Below are 17,400 nucleotides of genomic sequence, written 5' to 3' on the forward strand. Positions count from 1 at the left end.
GTCACAATGCTGCCGAAACATTTTCATTCTCCAGCTCCGGTATCAACTACGCCTTAAGCCTGATACGTTCCCTGAATGCCGATTCTATAATGAAATTATTCGAATGGGAAGAAAAGGGTGGGAGAATGAATCAAGTACAAACCGTAGAATCAGAGGGATTTAAACCGCTGCTCCGCAATCGGAACTATATGTTGTTGATGGGGTCTCAGCTGGTGTCCAACATGGGCGAATGGCTGTATATCATCGCGCTCCTGACGCTTGTCGGATTGAAGTGGCAAGCCGCGCCATGGGAAATTACCGCTATGACGTTATGCATGGCGCTTCCTGTTCTGATCGGAGGACCGATAGCAGGCTGGATCGGCGACCGGTATGACCGGAAAAAGATCATGGTCATTTCGGATGTTGTGAGAGTCTTCATTTTGCTGGGAGTCTTGTTGGTGGGAAATTTAATTCAAATTTATGTTCTGCTCATCGTTAAGGGACTGATGGATGTTCTGTTCTCTCCTGCCAAGAGCGGCAAAATTAAAGAAATTGTAGATCCTAAGCATATCGATCAGGCGGTTACGATCAGTTCTTCGATTGAGCAAATGTCCAAAATTATCGGGCCGTCCTTGGGCGGATTGCTGATGGCTCTGTTCGGCATACAGTTATGCTTCATCATTGATGCAGGCGCTTTTGTGGTATCGGCGCTGCTTCTGCTCGGTGTTCCAGGCCGAAAGATCGTTAAACAAGAAGGCCTGACCGGGGAGTCGCACCATGGAGTGCGGGTTGGTCAGGGCGAGAAGAAATCCTTTTTGAAGGAGATCGGTGAAGGGGTGCAATTGATTTATGGCATCCCCCTGCTGCTGGGAGGAGTTGTTACGATATGTGCAGTAGTGCTGGTGCTGCAGATGGCCGACTCCCAGATCGTGACCCTGTTCCGGCTGATTCCTAATGTATCGGAGGATCTGCTGGGTTACTGTATTTCCGCCAGCGGTTTAGGTACTTTAATCGCAGCCATGTTTGTCCGCAAGCTGAGCTGGAGCACTCTTGCCAAGATGGGCGCCGGCGCTACCGCAGCCGGTCTGGTCTTCGCCGTATGTGCCGTAGTTGTAGTGACAAAGATGCCGCATCTGCTGCAGAGCGTGGTGCTGTTCGGTTCATTCTTTCTGGCGGGCGCTGGTGGAGGATTCGTGCTGGTTCCTTTCCAGATGCTGCTCATGAAAAGAACGCCGGAGCATATGACCAGCCGTGTATTCGGAACGGTCAACAGCCTTACAAGCGGCGCGGCCATTGTCGGACCTACTATCGGTGGTGCGCTTATCACGGGAATCGGCGCTGTTCCAACATATATTGTTGCAGGACTCGGAACTGCTGCAGTGGGAGGCGTACTGCTCCTGTTCAAGGGAAGGATTGAAAGAAAGGACGAAGCCTCTGCCTCCTTGAACGCAGTCCCTATGGTACCTGAATCCTCGACAATGTAAAACCACAAAGAAAGTTTCGGTGCTTGCAACTAATCCTTGTCCATCTGCGTAATAATGGAAATAGAATGAATGGATGGGGTGTTAGGATGCAGGATAGGATTCTGGAGAACATTCGCGGGGCCGAGCCGGTGCTGGAAGTAGACATTCAGGAAGCCGGGTACGAACCTGGCCGACCCCGCATACACGAAATATCGTTTCAAGTGGTTCCCGGTGAACTGCTCGGCTTGATCGGGCCGAACGGTGCCGGAAAGAGCACAACCATCAAGGCGGTGTTAGGGCTCTTGAAGGACTGCAAGGCTGATGTCAGGATTGCGGGTAATCCTCCCCGATATGCGTATGTACCCGAGCAGCCTGTGTTCTACGAGGATTTAACGCTGTGGGAGCACTTGGACCTGGCTGCTGCTGCTTTCGGAATGGATGACAACCATTTCGAAGAGCAGGCCGAACAGCTTCTTCGGCAGTTTGGAATGGAGACTGTACGGAACGAACTGCCGGGAGGTTTCTCCAAAGGGATGAAGCAGAAGATGATGCTGATGATCGGCTTCCTCTCCAAGCCCGATGTCTATATTGTAGACGAGCCGTTTATCGGTTTGGATCCGCGGGCTACTCGCGATTTTTTGAACTTATTGCTGGAGGAGAGACGCCGTGGTGCCGGTGTGCTGATGTCTACGCATGTGCTGGACACCGCAGAGAAGATTTGTGATCGGTTTGTGCTCATATCCGCGGGCCGGATTGTTTCCGAAGGCACGCTATATCATCTCCGTGAGGCCGCGGGACTTCCAGGCGCATCGTTGTTTGACTGCTTCGATGCGCTGACATGAGGGAGGGGATGGATATGAATCGCTCACAGCAGCTTAGCCATCCGGGGGCGCTCTTCTGGAGAAGGGTGCTTGCACATTGGACCTATCAACGTAAAAGCTTGGCGACCGTGGTTGATTGGATCGTGATGCTCTACATTCTGATTCCAGGCCTGCTTCTGGGAGGCGGGTTATACCGTGAGTTGTGGACAAGCCCCCTTCCAGGGTGGGCACAGTTCCTGCCCCTCCAAGCGGTGGTTGTCATCCTGCTCTTTATGTTCTCCGGCCGAGTGCTGCTGTTCCTCGAAGAGGCTGACGTATTGTTTCTCCGCCAGCAGCGGGAATGGATGAAGGGGCTGCTGATCAGAGGCATGGCATACAGCCATGCTATGTCAGCGCTAAAGGGACTGTTGTTTACCCTGCTTGCCCTGCCAATCCTGGTCAGGGAACATGAAATTACCGGGGGTACCTTGATAACCTTGCTGGTGATTACGGTTGTCTGTGCCTGGTGTACGAATCTATGGGCCGGGATGATTCGCTCAAGCTGCAAAGGGTGGCGGCAGCACCTGTTGATTTATGCGGTACGCTGGCTTTCCGTTGGATTACTAACGCTGCTTGTATCCTTGTGGCTTGAGGTTTATGCAGTCTTATGGACAATCGTCGTCATTCTGCTGATTGTATTAATTCTTCTGAGCCGCAGGCGTCTTGCCATGCATGGAACCTTTATGGCGGATACAAGGGAGGATGCCAGGACCCGCATCCAGTTGACCGAGAAGCTGCTGGTTCAAGCTGTCGGCAAACCGCCGAGTGTGCGAAGCAAGACCTGGTTTATGCGCAAGTCCGGCCGGTTGTTCAAGGGCACAGCGGAGAAGAGGCTTGCCGATGCAGGGTTAAAAGCGATTTTGCGTCACCCTGAGAGTTTGACATTATATATTCAGATTACATTGGTTGGCATTCCGGCCGTATGGCTCCCGCCGTTAATCATTAAAATCGTTGTGTATATCGCGCTTGTGCTGATGATATCGTATTGGCTCAATACACGGTGGGCCGTGTTCGCGAAGGCTGAATTTATGCACGTGCTTCCCTTTACGAATGAACAGCACCGCTCTGCGGGTATTCTTGCCGTTAGAACGCTGCTTGCTCTCCCGGCATTTTTGTATTCCCTGGTGGCAGGGCTCACGCTGTTTCAGGGGGGAGTCGGATGGCTGGCCGCGCTGGCATTGACGGCTGCGGCAGTCATGATCGCACCATCACTGATGTCATGGCCGATGTACAGGGAGGATAAGCATCAGCAAGATGAATAAAAGCGCGCCAGTATGACCCGGGTAGGAAAGGGCATACTGGCGCGCTTCGTGCTTTATTCGTAATTTCCAATACCATTGGATCAGTTCTTGTTATACGCTGCCGCTTCCGCGGCGTGCTTGCCCGCCGTATAACCCGTTGCGAACGCCGCCGTGATATTATAGCCGCCGGTGTATCCATGAATATCCAAAATCTCGCCGCAGAAAAACAGGCCTGGCATGAGCTTGGATTCCATGCTTTTCGGCTGAATTTCCTTAAGGCTGACGCCGCCTCCGGTCACGAAGGCTTCCTTCAGCGACCGGGTGCCTGAAGCTCGGAACGCAAATTTTTTCAAAATGGTTGCAAGGGACGTAAGTGCAGTTCTGGATAAACCGCTGCAGATCATGTCACTGTCGATAGATGATTTGGACAGCAGCAGCGGAATCATGCGCTCCGGCAGCATACCCTTAAGAACGTTTTTAATACTCTTTTTGGGCTCAGCCTCAAAGCGCTCCTTCAGCTCGGCCTCGATTTCGGCCTGCGAGCGATCAGGAAACATGTCAATTGCCATATCCACGTTCACGATTTCGAACTTCCGTTGCACCTGGCGGATAAATTGGCTGCAGCGCAGAGCGATTGGGCCGGACACCCCGAAATGGGTAAACAGCATATCTCCCCGATGAGCGATCACTTTTTTCCCTTTGGGATTCCAGACGGACAGCTCAACATCACGCAGCGACAAACCCTGCAGCTCTTTGGATGCGATGAACGTCTCGGTTGAGACGATAGGGACCTCAGTGGGGTACAGCTCAGTAATGGTATGGCCAGCTGCTTCCGCCCAAGGATAACCGTCCCCGGTCGAGCCTGTTTGAGGAACGGACTGACCGCCTGTGGCTATGATGACACAGGAGGATTTGATCACTTCCCCGGATTTTAATTGAATTCCAGCCGTTTGGCCGTTCTCGAACAGAACGCTTTTAACCGGACTGTTCGTCCGGATATCGGTTCCGAGCTCCTTCACTTTGCCAATCAAGGCATTCACTACGCTGGATGCTTTGTCCGTCACAGGGAACATGCGCCCATTGTCCTCTTCTTTGAGCCGGATGCCGAGTTCCTCGAAGAAGGCCATGATATCCCGATTGTTCCAATGCTGAAAAGCGCTATATAAAAAACGTCCGTTGCCCGGGATGTTGGCTATCAACTCATCCTGTTCCTTGGCGTTTGTCACGTTGCATCTTCCACCGCCTGATATGCCCAGCTTGCGGCCCAGTTTATCCCCTTTATCAATCAGCAGAACGGAAGCTCCTCTTTCTCCTGCAGCTACGCAGGACATCAATCCGGAAGGTCCACCGCCGACGACAATAATATCATAATCAAGCATGTTTGCTCATAGCTCCTTTGAGGTTATATCAATGAATAGATGAATCTTATTATAATTATATAGGTATTCGCGAATTAACCCAAACCTCATGAATAGGACGTAAGACGGGGTTTTCTGTTGCTTCAACAGGAACTTACAAGATATTGTAAAATGATGTCGCCTGTGTTTTAATCAGAAATATTAGACACGTTGTCCAATTGAGGTGATTGATCACTGTGCTGAGCCTATGGAAGGATATTTTGCTGCAAGTTTTGCTGTCTGGTACACTCATCTTTCATCTACCCCTTCTCCTCGACAGACATCTCAAGTGGCTGAACAAGAAGAATCCGAATGATCTGCTTCGATTTCACAAGCATATCGTAATTTCGAGCGGAGTCAGCACCGTACTCTGCGTCCTGATTTCAGCGATGAACGAATATTACGTTCCGATCAATCTTGGCGTGATCCCGTTATTTTTAGGCATATTATATGGAAGTCGAAGTTCAGGGTTATGTCTTGCCGTCTTGTATATGACAAGCCATGGGCTGATAAACGGCTGGTCGATGATCGACTTCATCCTCAATGTACTGGTCCTGGTTTACTCGCTTCTGCCCTGGATTTCCTCCAATTTCAAGAAAGGCTCCAAGACCGAGAAGATCTGCTGGCTGTGGAGTGCACTGATTCCGGCTATGTTGATCATTGTAGCCTCTCATGCCATTGAAGGAAAGGTTAATAATGATCACCTGAATCCGGATACAATCCTGGTGACCATACTCTATATGCTGATTGGCATCTTTTATTCCGGCATGATTGTGTATTGGATCGAGCTGACCAGCGAGCGTCTGGCCTCAGGCCAATATGACGTGAAGAGTGAAGAAATGATCTCTTTGACAAAAATAATAGAGATGATCCCTTTAGGAATGGTGGCCGTGGATAAAAGAGGGAACATCATCGCTTTTAACCAACTTCTTATCCGCAGTTGCAGGAGTGTGTTTCCGAATTTGACGTCCAAAGATGTGATTGGAAGACCGCTGTTCGATTTATTGGACGGTATGATTCAGAAGGAACATCTCCGCAACCGGTTTCTGAAGGCCATGGAGGGAATTGAAAGCACCGGCGAGATTATGCGCAGCCCAACGCGAGTTTATTCAACGGGCATTTATCCGCTTATACATAATGAGAAAGGCGACATCTTGGGTGCGGTGGGTGTTATGGAAGACATCACGGAGCTTGAGAAGCTTCGAACCGAATTTATTAATGTAGAACGACTGAGCCTGGTTGGCCAAATGGCGGCAAGCATTACCCATGAAATTCGTAATCCGATGGCCGTGGTTCGCGGGTTCCTGCAGCTGATGAAGGAGAAGAGCCCGGAGACACTCGATCACTATTACCGGATCGTCATGGAGGAGCTGGACCGTGCCAATGGCATCATTAATGACTTTTTGTCTCTGGCCCAGAACCGGGCTGCCGAGAAGGAAGACTGTCATCTTCATGATATTATCCATGAGCTGAGCCCGCTCTTGTGGGCTGACGCGAACTTGCGTGGACAGAGCATTGAACTGAAGCTCGGAACCCATGTACCCAAGCTGCACCTGAATGCTAAAGAGATGAAACAGCTGATCCTGAATTTGTGTCGCAACGGCATGGAGGCTATGGATGACAAAGGAACGTTGACCCTTGAAACCAGGATCGAAGGGGACCAGGTGCAGCTGTATGTGGCAGATACCGGAACGGGCATGTCGGAGAGCGAGCTGGAGCGTTTGTTTGAGCCCTTCTACACCACGAAGAGTAAGGGAACGGGGCTTGGGCTCGCCCTGTGTATGAGCATTGTTCAGCGGCATCATGGAACGATCGATGTGAAGTCACAGCAAGGCGAGGGAACGGTGTTCATTATCTCATTTTCTGTCCGCTCGTACCCTCAGGGCTTAATGGAATCCCAAAGCGCTGCCGCGTCCGAATAATTAGGAGGATGAATAGGCATCATAAGGCAGAGCTAATGGCAAAGGAGGGATTCGGATGAGTAAAAATGATTCGAAACAGCAGGAGCAGCAGCAGCGCGAAAACAAGGATCGTCGTGGCGAACCCATCGTTGACAAGAAAAAGGATGGGGCCAACTATCCTGCTACCTAGTTTAAACCACCGGAAACAGTTAAAGACGAGCGGTATCCCATTTTGTGATGCTGCTCGTTTTGTATTTTCTTGCTTTCACTCTTTAGGATTGTATAATATAGATATCGATGAGCTGTTATAATTCGAACAATCTTGTTTATATAAGGAGTGAAGCAGTTATGGGTATGTCTTTTGACCGATATATGCGCGATATGGTTCAACCGATGCGGGATGAACTCACCAGTTTGGGAATCAAGGAGCTCACAACTCCTGAAGCGGTAGAGGAAGTGCTGCCAAATGCGCAAGGTACAACACTGGTTGTTGTAAACTCCGTATGCGGATGTGCTGCAGGGCAAGCACGCCCAGGTGTAGCCATAGCGCTTGAGAACCAAGTGAAGCCGGATCATTTGTATACCGTATTCGCTGGACAGGATAAGGAAGCAACGGCAAAAGCCCGTGAGTATTTTGCTCCGTATCCGCCATCCTCACCATCGATTGCTCTGCTGAAGGACGGGGAATTGGTGCACTTTATTGAGCGTCACCAAGTGGAGAACCGTTCCGCAGAAGAAATCGCGGCTGATTTGTCCGACGCATTCAATCGCTACTGCCAGTAAGCTGGCAGTTACATAGGCCCCGAAGCATTCGGCATATTCCGAAGCCGCGGGGCTTTTGTTGTATATGTTACGTACTTAAGAAAGAGAGAGCATACTGAAAGGAGTCTTTGAATCATGAGCCTACAAGAACAAATTATTGCTGAACTGGGTGTCAAACCAACCATTAATGTGGAGGAAGAGGTCAGCAAACGGGTTGATTTTCTGAAAAATTATGTGAAAAACTCAGGCACTTCGGGGCTGCTGATCGCTATTAGCGGCGGGATCGATTCCGCTGTGGCAGCGGGTCTGTGCAAGCGGGCAACCGACGAGCTCACCGAGGAGACTGGCAAGGAATACAAAACACTTGGAGTATTTCAGCCATTCGGTGAACAGGCCGATATTTCCGACAGCTATGCTACGGCCAAAGCCTTCGATCTGAAGCATACCGTGGAGACCAATATCGAGGAAGCTGTAAATGAGATTGCTCTTGAGGTTGAGCATGGTCTGAAAAATATTGGTGTTCATAAACATATCAGTGTTCCCGGCAAAGGCAACGTAAAAGCCAGAGTTCGCATGGTGGTGCAATATGCGCTGGCGTTTGAGCAGAATTTGATTGTTGTCGGGACTGACCATGCGTCTGAGGCCATCACCGGCTTTTACACCAAGTGGGGCGATGGAGCAGTGGACATCACGCCGCTAAGTTCCTTGAACAAACGTCAGGTCCGTATGCTTGCATCCTATTTGGGAGTACCGCAATCGATCCTGGACAAAGCGCCTTCCGCTGGGCTATGGGAAGGACAGACGGATGAGAAAGAGCTCGGAATCAGCTACGATGATAACAGTGACTATTTGGAGGGCAAGACAATCAATCCTGAAGTTCAGGAGAAACTGGAGAGTTATTACGTAAAAACCGCTCACAAGCGCAACACGATTCCAGGAATTTAATATAACGATTTTCAGGCCAAAAAGCCTTTTGGGGGATTACCTTCCAGAAGGCTTTTGTTTTTTATATTCGGGACCCCACACCCCATCAGGATGCGGCTTGAACCGTCTAAACAGATAAAATTTGAAATGACACAAATTGAATGATTTCATGTTGTTGTAACACGACAGTCTCGCGTTGACGTACATCGACTGATACAATATAGTAGTGAGTTTGATTATGGACGGAAGACGGGTTAGTGAAGGAGAGCGGAAGATGTGATTTACGGAATTGGACATGATGTGCTGGACATGAAACGAATGGACATTCTGATGACAGGCCCGCATGGAGAGAAATTCATGGAACGTGTACTTACACAGGGTGAGCGGATAATCGCTGCCCGTAAGGGAGCTAAACGGACGGAGTTTGTTGCCGGGCGCTTTGCTGCCAAGGAAGCGATATCCAAGTCCTTTGGCTGCGGAATCGGTCGCCTGATCGGATTCTGGGACATTGAAGTGCTGCCAAATGGCCTCGGGAAACCCATCGCCACTCTGTCCAAGGAAGCCTGGACACGCCTCGGAATTGACCAACCTGCCGATTACACGATTCATTTGACGATTTCGCATCAGACAGAGCTGGCTTCGGCCTTCGCGGTTGTTGAGACACTATAGTAAGGTTATGAAGGGGATTTATATAGATGTATAACACAGAACTTAAACGATATTTCAGCCAGGAGCTATTGGATTGGTACGAGGTGAATAAAAGGGATCTGCCATGGCGCAGACACCGCGATCCTTATTATATTTGGGTATCGGAAATTATGCTGCAGCAGACCCGGGTGGATACGGTTATTCCATATTTTCATCGGTTTATCGAGCGGTTCCCGACGATCCAATCGCTTGCAGATGCACCGGAGGACGATGTGCTGAAATGCTGGGAGGGTCTAGGGTATTATTCCAGGGCACGCAATCTCCAGGCTGCTGCAAGGCAAGTAACGGAGCTGTATGGTGGCGTTATGCCAAGCGGTAAAGACGAAGTGTCGGGACTAAAAGGCATCGGTCCTTACACTTCAGGCGCCATTCGCAGCATTGCATTCAACATTCCCGCGGCCGCGGTGGATGGTAACGTGATGCGCGTGCTGTCCCGTTATTTTTTGATTGAAGAAGATATTATGAAAGTGAAGACACGTACCAAAATGGAGGAGCTGGTGCTTACTCTGGTCCCTGAGGGACGAGCATCGGATTTTACGCAGGCACTGATGGAGCTGGGGGCATTAATCTGTACGCCGAAGTCGCCCAAATGTCTGGTGTGCCCGGTCATGGAGCACTGCACGGCACGGTATGAGGGCAAGGAGGAGTCCCTTCCGATTAAGACAAAGGCGAAGCCCCCTCGTCCTGAATATCGCCTTACAGCCATCGTAGAGGGTACGGGCGTGCACGAAGGGAAAATCCTGATCCGCAAGCGGCCATCAACCGGCCTGTTGGCAGGAATGTGGGAGCTGCCTCATGTCATTGTGCCGGCATCGGCAAACCCGGCTGTGATGCCCGAGGAGCCGGCTATGAGCCATCTGCAAGGCGCTTTGCTGGAGGAAGGGATTCCAGTTTTGCCAATCGGCCATGTGATGGACGCGGAGCATACCTTTAGCCATATTCATTGGAATATGGGGGTATACCGCTGCACATGGCAGGATGCGCCGATATCTTCCCTGCAAGCCGCAGAAAGCGCAGCAGCGTATGAGACGGGCATCGAGCAATTCCGCTGGATTCACGTGCATGACATGGAACGCTACGCGTTCCCGAACGTGTTCATCCGTATTTTACATTCGTATTTCTCATCTTGAAGCTGTTCTCCTTCCTAGGAGAAGTATAGAAGGAAACAGCATAAGGAGTAGTGAAGCTGTTGCATAGCTGGAAGAATGCGCTGTTGTACATTTTTGGTATCGGGGTTTCCAATCTCGGGAACTGGATCTATCTGGTTGCGATCAATTTGCTTGTGCTGCATATGACAGGCTCTCCTGCTGCCGTGGCTGGATTGTTCATCATCCGGCCGCTTGCAACCTTATTGACTAACTCGTGGGCAGGGAGCATCATTGACCGGATGAATAAGCGCAAGCTTATGATTTCAACCGATATTATTCGGGGTGTCCTGATTGCCACAATCCCTTTTATGTCCTCCGTGTGGGGGATTTATATCATCATGTTCCTGATAAATGTGGCGGGCTCCTTCTTCGGGCCTACCTCAATGACGTATGTCACGAAGTTGATTCCGACAGAGGAACGAAAGCGGTTTAATGCATGGTCCAGCTTTACTACTTCCGGAGCCGTACTGCTGGGTCCCGCTATATCCGGACTATTGATCGCTTATACGGATATTCGAATCAGCATTGTTATTAATGCGGTATCATTCTTTATCTGCGCACTGGTCATTTACTTTCTTCCCGATGTGGATGGGGAGGAATTGGATGGCAGCAAACGGAATGTCATCACGATGAAGACACTCCTTCAGGACTGGATCGCTGTCATTGATTTCGGCAAAGCCGCGAAATATTTCATGCTGGTCTACCTGTTGTTTCAATGCGCGATGCTGCTCGGATTTGCGCTCGATTCCCAGGAGGCAACCTTCATTAAACAGGTGCTGCTGCTCGGAGATGAGGATTACGGTTTGCTTATAAGTGTAGCAGGAGCAGGGTATTTGGCAGGCTCGGCGGCAGCGTCTCTATCGGTAAAATGGCTGTCGCTGCGTATGTTTATCGGAGCTGGCGTCCTGCTGTCGAGTGCGGGTTATATGATTTTCTATGCAGCTTCCGGCCTTGTGACTGCAGTAATCGGATTTATCATTTTTGGTTTTTTCTCTTCGTATGCCAATGCGGGGTTTACCACATTCTTTCAAAATCAGGTGCCTATCGATCTGATGGGACGTTTCACCAGCGTGACCCGTATGTTGGAAGGAATGCTTCAGATCGCTCTTACGCTTCTGCTAGGCTTTGCAGCTGATGTATGGTCACTGCAGGCCGTCTGCCTGATCGGTGCAGGTGCAGCGGTTCTTATCTCGGTCGTATTATGGGGTGTCATCTATGCACCATCCAAAGTCCGCTATTACGAGTCCGATAAGGTGACGGCGACCGGCATCCATTAAATCGATAGTCGTAGACATCAAAAAAAGGCTGCTACAGCGGTAGACATGATCTACAGCTGTAAGCAGCCTTTTTGTATGCATCGGCTTAGTTAAACGATATTACTTCGCGTTATCGTAGCGTTTGCCGACTTCTTCCCAGTTGACTACATTCCAGAAAGCGGAGATGTAATCAGGGCGTTTGTTTTGATAGTTCAGGTAGTAAGCATGCTCCCAAACGTCAAGGCCAAGGACAGGTGTTTGACCTTCCATGATCGGGCTGTCTTGGTTAGGTGTGCTGGTTACTGCCAATTTGCCGTCTTTAACAACGAGCCAAGCCCAGCCGCTGCCGAAACGTGTTGTAGCTGCTTTTGCGAAATCTTCTTTGAATTTATCGAAGCCGCCCAGTTCATTGTTGATAGCATCAGCCAATGCGCCAGTCGGTTGTCCGCCGCCATTAGGTCCGATAACTTCCCAGAACAGGGAGTGGTTTGCATGGCCGCCGCCGTTGTTACGAACTGCTGTGCGGATGCTTTCTGGAACAGCGTCAAGGTTAGCAATCAGTTCTTCAAGGGATTTGTCTTGAAGCTCAGGAGCGTTCTCAAGCGCAGCGTTCAAGTTCGTTACGTAGGTATTATGGTGGCGATCGTGGTGGATCTCCATCGTTTGTGCGTCGATATGAGGCTCGAGCGCGTTGTTTGAGTAAGGAAGTGCTGGTAATTGAAATGCCATAATAAAAACCTCCTGTAAATTTAGTTTTTGGTTATGATGAAAGGTCTTCCTTCATCAGGAAGTCTTTATCATCCCGGAGCAATGAGATATGTAATCCGGCTACACTACATATATTAAACCGTTTTGGGTGATTAAATCAACTTTTATGTTTGAAAAGTCCGAAAGACCTGATAAATCAGCAAAAATTTATGAAGAACTTTCCTGTGAAACTTGTCGTTATATATATGACCATGGACACAAGTCGATGACATCTGCATGGGACAATGAAAGGGATATGCCGAGGTAGAAGGGAGTCGTTTCAAAACATGAGTAGTACAAAGTTCAGAGTGACTGCCGTCTTAATGGCTGCAATTCTGGCAGCGGCACCGCAAGCAGAGGCAGCGGCAGCTAAGACGGGGCCATCGCAAGTCACGAAATCCAATTCGCAGAATCATGCAGTGCCTGCATGGAACGTAACGCTTGGCAATAACGTTACGGCAACGCTGGAGCATGCCGACGGATGGCAGCAAAACGGCACATATGTTGCAGTGTTTACCCTGAAGTACAAAAACGGGGGCAAGAGCTCCGCACGGCTGGTATCCTATTTTCCTAAGGTGGTGCTACCCGGCGGTTCTGTGACAGCTGCTAATCCAATTACCAGAGATCTTGCCAAGAAGAAGATTGAACCGGGTCAGAGCCTCAGCGTGACCTACTATGCCAAAACCGAAGGCAACTCCTTATCCGGCATGAAGCTGGTGATGGACGTATGGAATCCGAAAGCCAAAGGCTACCTGCAGCGTGTCGGAACGTACAGATTGCCTGCCAATTATTCGGCAGCTGCCGCACCGGGATCGAGTACCAAGCTGCAATTGGGCGGTACGCCGGTTACCGTTCAGGCGGAATCGCTGGAGATCATTAAGTATGACGGCAAAGTGATAGCCAAAGTCGGCATGTACATGACAAACCATGGCGGGAAAGTGTGGAGCGACCGCGGTTTCGAACCTCATCTGGTGACAGCAAGCGGCAATTCATTCCTTCTTCATCACGAAGCAGGTACAGAGGGGGTACCCATCCAGCCGAAAGAGAAGAAATTGGTATATTACATAACGGAAATTCCCTCTTATCTTAAATCGGCCGGTTTGCGTTTCCTATGGACCGAAAACGACGACACACTGAAGCTCACCTTGCCGGTCGAGTCCTTTAAGCTGCCAGCGGCAACAGCTCCTAAATGGGATATCGCGGCGGGGGCAGCCAAGAAGATGACGATCAAGGGGATTCCGGTTGAAGCCAGAATCAGGCAGGCTTCGCTGCGTTCCTCCGGGGGCGAGGGCATATGGAACATCGAGATGTCTTTCAAGAACAAAGGCAAGAAATCGGTGGCAGTGCCGGGTTATGATTTTGCGATTAAAGCCTCGGAAGGCTCCTTCCATCCTTACAATCCGGATAACAAAGTGGGTCTGACACTGCGACCTGGCGAAGAGAAAACGATGTCGATGGAAATTTCGCTTCCGCTTGAGCTCAAGCAGGACAAGCTGAAGCTGCAAATGATTGAATCCTCTGCCGGGGATGATCCTTCAACCCAAACCCCTGCTAATCCGGCCGAGCCGGGCAGCGAATCGGCGTCAGGAGCTCAGGAGAAAGTGGCCCTGCCGATTGCCTATTTTGACATTTCGTATCAAACGGAGCGCAAGGCTTCCATCGGTGTCGAATACGGCGCGCAGTCTGCCCAGGGATTTGCTTACACGCTTGTATCCATGCAGCGTCTCCCATGGCAGGATACAGATCTCATTGTTGCCAAGCTGCGTCTGCGAAATACTCAGGAATCCAAATCGCTGCCGCTGCCTGAGCTTAAGGCAAACGTCACATCGGACGAAAAAACGGTGTTGACCGGCTCTGAGGTTATTGCAGAGGAACAGGGCTCTTTGATTGCCCCCGGGTCATCAACAGAGGTGTATGTCATGGCGCGGATCCCTTATACCAAGGACATCCGTTCGCTCCGCTTCGAGCTGTTTACCCAGAAAGATACAGCTAAATCTTCTTTCCTAACCGTAACCACTTCAGGAGCCACGCAGTCGATTGAAGTGCTGGAGAAGGGAAAACCCTACTCGGTTACCGTTATCGGTAAACGTGCAGATGCGCAGGAGCGACGGACCGTGATCTATGAGGGGGTAGATACCGACATTGTCTATTCCGAGCTGTTGCTGACCAGCAATGAACAGCGCCGTGTGCAAGCGGCCATGCTGAAAGGGTATTTCCAGAGCGCGGACGGAATGATTTACGAAGCGGACACCATTCAGCCGGAAGCCGCGCTACAGCCAGGGTCCAAGCAGTCCGTTGTCTTTTGGGCAAGGGTGCCAAAAGGGGTATCGGGCGAACTGGGACTAGCTCTTGGCACGGCGATGTCCGGCGGCAAGCTTGCGGAAACGGGGAAAGACGTTACCGGTGTGATGGGCGTGAAGAAACTGATGCTGAATCCGGTGAGACCGGCAGCAAGCTCCGGGCTGACGCAGCTCGATTGGTATCCTTACAACGTCTCCGTCACGAAGGCGTCAGGGCATTTGCAGGAAGGCAGCTCTTCCATTTCGCTGAATGTCACGTTTGACGTGAAACGCAGCGAGAGTATTACTGCCGCGGATTCCGGCCACAAGCTGATTCTGATCATCAAAGACGTGCTGGGACAGACACAGGAGCGCACACTTACGCCAGGTACGGATATCCAGGTGCCAGGTACTCGGTCGATGTCGATCGAGTTGACGGACGATCAATATAAAAGACTTCGCGGCGGATGGTTTAACCTGACCCTTGTGGACGAATTCCAGAATGAGCGAATCACGCTTGGCAGCCAAAGCTATAATCTGACATTCCAGCCTACTGTGGATCCGAATGAGGAGAGATAGATTAAGAATCGGAAAGGAACAGCGAACATGTTGCGTTTGGAAAATGTATCGCACAGCTTTAAGAACGGCAACGAAGTGTTAAAGGTGCTTCATAACATCCAGTTTGAAGTCCAGAAGGGAGAGATGATTGCTCTCCTCGGCAGCTCAGGGTCGGGCAAGTCGACGCTGCTCAACTTGATGGCTGGACTGATGAAGCCCACGGAGGGCCATATTTATATTGCCGATCAGGATATTGTCAAATACGGGGAGAACAAACTTGCCGTCTTCAGGCGCAAGCATATCGGATTTATATTTCAGGCCTACGAGCTTATTCCGACCCTGACGGTACGGGAAAACGTGGAGCTGCCGCTTGTTTTTCAGTCCGTTTCACCGTCCAAGCGCCGGAAGAAAGCGATGGAGCTTCTGGAGATGACGGGAATTGGCGATAAGGCAGCACTGTACCCTTCCCAATTGTCCGGCGGACAGCAGCAGCGCGTCAGTATTTCGCGCTCGCTGATCACGGAGCCTTCCGTCATTTTTGCGGACGAGCCGACAGGCAATCTGGACACCAAAACGGAAGAGGAAATCATCCGGATTATGATGGCGCTGAATGAGTCCATGAATACGACATTTGTCATCGTTACCCATGAGATGGAAGTTGCGGCTCAAATGAAAAAAACGATCATGCTCCGTGACGGTTACTTAGTTCAACCGGAGGAATATACGAGACCGGCAGCAGGAGGCTCTAAGGCGCCTAATGCCTCATCGCTTCCGTCCGGTGTCGAGGTTCATTCGGAGGGGGCAGGTGAAGTCAGCTGAAAATTCTAGACAGCATGCGGCTGGCATGGGGGCAGATCAAGCGCCGCAAAGTAGTGACAGCCCTGTGCATGACCGGTATTTCCATTGGATGTGCGGCAATCATTGTTGCGATCAGCATTGGCAACGCCGCCCAGGGTTATTTGGAGACCGAGATTATAGGCGGTATGAAGCTGGATGAGATTACGGTGACCCCGCAGGGCAGCAGTGGACCCGGAGAGGGGGGCGGCGCTGCCGGTGGGGAGCGTGGATTGCTTACGGATGATAAGGTTCAGGTGATTCAGGGCTTTAATCATGTCAAATCCGTTATCGCGACCAAGCAGCTTGGATATTTCCGATCCATTTCGTCCGACAATCTGATTAGCGAAGGTGTTAATGTAGTGGCCGTGGACCTGTCCAAACTCAAAGAGCAGGGACAAAGGTTCAAGGAGGGTGGTGCGCTTGAGCAGATAGGCGCCGTCGTCCTCAATTATGGAGCCACAACAGGATGGAAGGATGCAGAGACAAGCGAGAGATTGACCAATATGATGAATACCGATCCCAACAATCCGAAGCTGTGGGAAGAATTCCAGATGTATGAGGGCACCGTGACGGACATGAGCGGCAAAAGCATTCAGCTTGAGCAGATGGACAACGAAAAGAAGCTGCTGGGTCCGCAGATGTACGTAGGGGGTGTGCTGGATGTGCCTACGGGGCGGGAAGCCCAGTTTGCCATCTACGACAGGCAGGCCTATGTTTCCTTTGATACGGCTGAATGGCTTGCAGACAGCCTGAATTTGCAAAATGGGACGGCTTCCAAGCAGCGGGTATACGACAGCGTAACGGTCAAAGTGGATGACCTGCAGAATATTAAACCACTTGAGGATTTGATATCAAAACTTGCGCTTAATGCAAGCGACAATCTGGCGATGCGCGATCAGATCGCTTCCCAATTGGACACATTCAAGGCGATTGCACTGGGCGTAGGCGTATTTATTCTATTGCTGGCCTCCATTTCGATCATTGTAGCCATGACAATGTCTACGCATCAGCGCCGCCGGCAAATCGGCATTATGAAGGTCTTGGGGGCGAATATGCCGCAAATCCGCAATATGTTTATCGTGGAGGCCAGTCTGCTCGGTTTGCTTGGCGGTTTGCTTGGCATCGTGTTCGCGTATTTGATCATCAACGGGTTGAATTCATTCATTACAGCTTCTGCAGGGATGTCGGGGCTGCAGATTGCAGTTACGCTGGGCACGCTGCCCATCGGCATCGCATTCGCGGTGATGACCGGAATCCTCTCGGGGATTTATCCGGCGATCAGCGCAGCAAGAACAAATGCGCTCCTTGCCATTAAGCGGGATTAGGATTATGAGCATCGG

Annotated in this window: 14 protein-coding genes; 12 read left to right on the forward strand and 2 right to left on the reverse strand. The window is 50.6% G+C overall.

What is annotated here, in order from left to right; all coding sequences use genetic code 11:
* The first annotated feature begins 125 nt into the window (after positions 1-125).
* The 3 genes from PGL02S_RS14225 to PGL02S_RS14235 all read left to right on the forward strand — a co-directional run bounded on the left by PGL02S_RS14225 (position 126) and on the right by PGL02S_RS14235 (position 3,564).
* Entirely contained in the window at positions 126-1,463 is a 1,338-nt protein-coding gene (locus PGL02S_RS14225) for an MFS transporter (RefSeq protein ID WP_036638739.1), read from the forward strand.
* Between the two features lie 86 nt (positions 1,464-1,549).
* Entirely contained in the window at positions 1,550-2,284 is a 735-nt protein-coding gene (locus PGL02S_RS14230; protein ID WP_063455985.1) for an ABC transporter ATP-binding protein, read from the forward strand.
* 14 nt (positions 2,285-2,298) lie between these two features.
* The gene (locus PGL02S_RS14235) at positions 2,299-3,564 is read left to right on the forward strand and encodes an ABC transporter permease (RefSeq protein WP_006208183.1); all 1,266 of its coding nucleotides are present in this window, start codon (positions 2,299-2,301) and stop codon (positions 3,562-3,564) included.
* A gap of 80 nt (positions 3,565-3,644) precedes the next feature.
* Here the strand turns inward: PGL02S_RS14235 and PGL02S_RS14240 are convergent, their stop codons facing one another.
* Positions 3,645-4,922, reverse strand: coding sequence for a BaiN/RdsA family NAD(P)/FAD-dependent oxidoreductase (locus tag PGL02S_RS14240; protein ID WP_036638741.1), 1,278 nt, complete (start codon positions 4,920-4,922; stop codon positions 3,645-3,647).
* Between the two features lie 215 nt (positions 4,923-5,137).
* Between PGL02S_RS14240 and PGL02S_RS14245 the strand changes: the two genes are divergently transcribed.
* From PGL02S_RS14245 to PGL02S_RS14270, 6 genes are all read left to right on the forward strand, one after another.
* Positions 5,138-6,862: a two-component system sensor histidine kinase NtrB gene (locus tag PGL02S_RS14245; protein ID WP_036638743.1), complete on the forward strand. Its 1,725-nt coding sequence runs from the start codon at positions 5,138-5,140 to the stop codon at positions 6,860-6,862.
* Positions 6,863-7,189: 327 nt separating this feature from the next.
* Positions 7,190-7,624 carry a BrxA/BrxB family bacilliredoxin gene (locus tag PGL02S_RS14250; RefSeq protein ID WP_006208186.1) on the forward strand — a complete coding sequence of 145 codons (435 nt, stop codon included), beginning with the start codon at positions 7,190-7,192 and terminating at the stop codon, positions 7,622-7,624.
* Between the two features lie 114 nt (positions 7,625-7,738).
* Positions 7,739-8,548, forward strand: a complete 810-nt coding sequence (nadE, locus tag PGL02S_RS14255) for an ammonia-dependent NAD(+) synthetase (protein WP_006208187.1) — start codon at positions 7,739-7,741, stop codon at positions 8,546-8,548.
* Between the two features lie 255 nt (positions 8,549-8,803).
* The gene (acpS, locus tag PGL02S_RS14260; protein ID WP_006208188.1) at positions 8,804-9,196 is read left to right on the forward strand and encodes a holo-ACP synthase; all 393 of its coding nucleotides are present in this window, start codon (positions 8,804-8,806) and stop codon (positions 9,194-9,196) included.
* Positions 9,197-9,222: 26 nt separating this feature from the next.
* Positions 9,223-10,365, forward strand: coding sequence for an A/G-specific adenine glycosylase (mutY, locus tag PGL02S_RS14265; protein ID WP_006208189.1), 1,143 nt, complete (start codon positions 9,223-9,225; stop codon positions 10,363-10,365).
* A 59-nt stretch (positions 10,366-10,424) separates the two neighbouring features.
* Positions 10,425-11,660 carry an MFS transporter gene (locus PGL02S_RS14270; RefSeq protein ID WP_036638746.1) on the forward strand — a complete coding sequence of 412 codons (1,236 nt, stop codon included), beginning with the start codon at positions 10,425-10,427 and terminating at the stop codon, positions 11,658-11,660.
* A 99-nt stretch (positions 11,661-11,759) separates the two neighbouring features.
* On the opposite strand, the gene PGL02S_RS14275 is transcribed toward PGL02S_RS14270, so the two are convergent.
* Positions 11,760-12,368: a superoxide dismutase gene (locus tag PGL02S_RS14275; protein WP_036638748.1), complete on the reverse strand. Its 609-nt coding sequence runs from the start codon at positions 12,366-12,368 to the stop codon at positions 11,760-11,762.
* A 305-nt stretch (positions 12,369-12,673) separates the two neighbouring features.
* Here PGL02S_RS14275 and PGL02S_RS14280 point away from each other — a divergent pair, with 305 nt between their 5' ends.
* Genes PGL02S_RS14280 through PGL02S_RS14290 form a run of 3 tightly spaced genes read left to right on the forward strand, consistent with a single transcriptional unit; the run spans position 12,674 to position 17,385 of the window.
* Positions 12,674-15,244, forward strand: coding sequence for a hypothetical protein (locus PGL02S_RS14280; protein WP_036638750.1), 2,571 nt, complete (start codon positions 12,674-12,676; stop codon positions 15,242-15,244).
* Positions 15,245-15,271: 27 nt separating this feature from the next.
* On the forward strand, positions 15,272-16,042 hold the full coding sequence (locus PGL02S_RS14285; protein ID WP_036638752.1) for an ABC transporter ATP-binding protein: 771 nt from the start codon (positions 15,272-15,274) through the stop codon (positions 16,040-16,042).
* A gap of 14 nt (positions 16,043-16,056) precedes the next feature.
* Positions 16,057-17,385 carry an ABC transporter permease gene (locus PGL02S_RS14290; RefSeq protein WP_051449146.1) on the forward strand — a complete coding sequence of 443 codons (1,329 nt, stop codon included), beginning with the start codon at positions 16,057-16,059 and terminating at the stop codon, positions 17,383-17,385.
* Positions 17,386-17,400: the final 15 nt, after the last annotated feature.

It is taken from the genome of Paenibacillus glucanolyticus NBRC 15330, assembly GCF_004000885.1.
GTDB classification, from domain to species: domain Bacteria; phylum Bacillota; class Bacilli; order Paenibacillales; family Paenibacillaceae; genus Paenibacillus_AQ; species Paenibacillus_AQ glucanolyticus.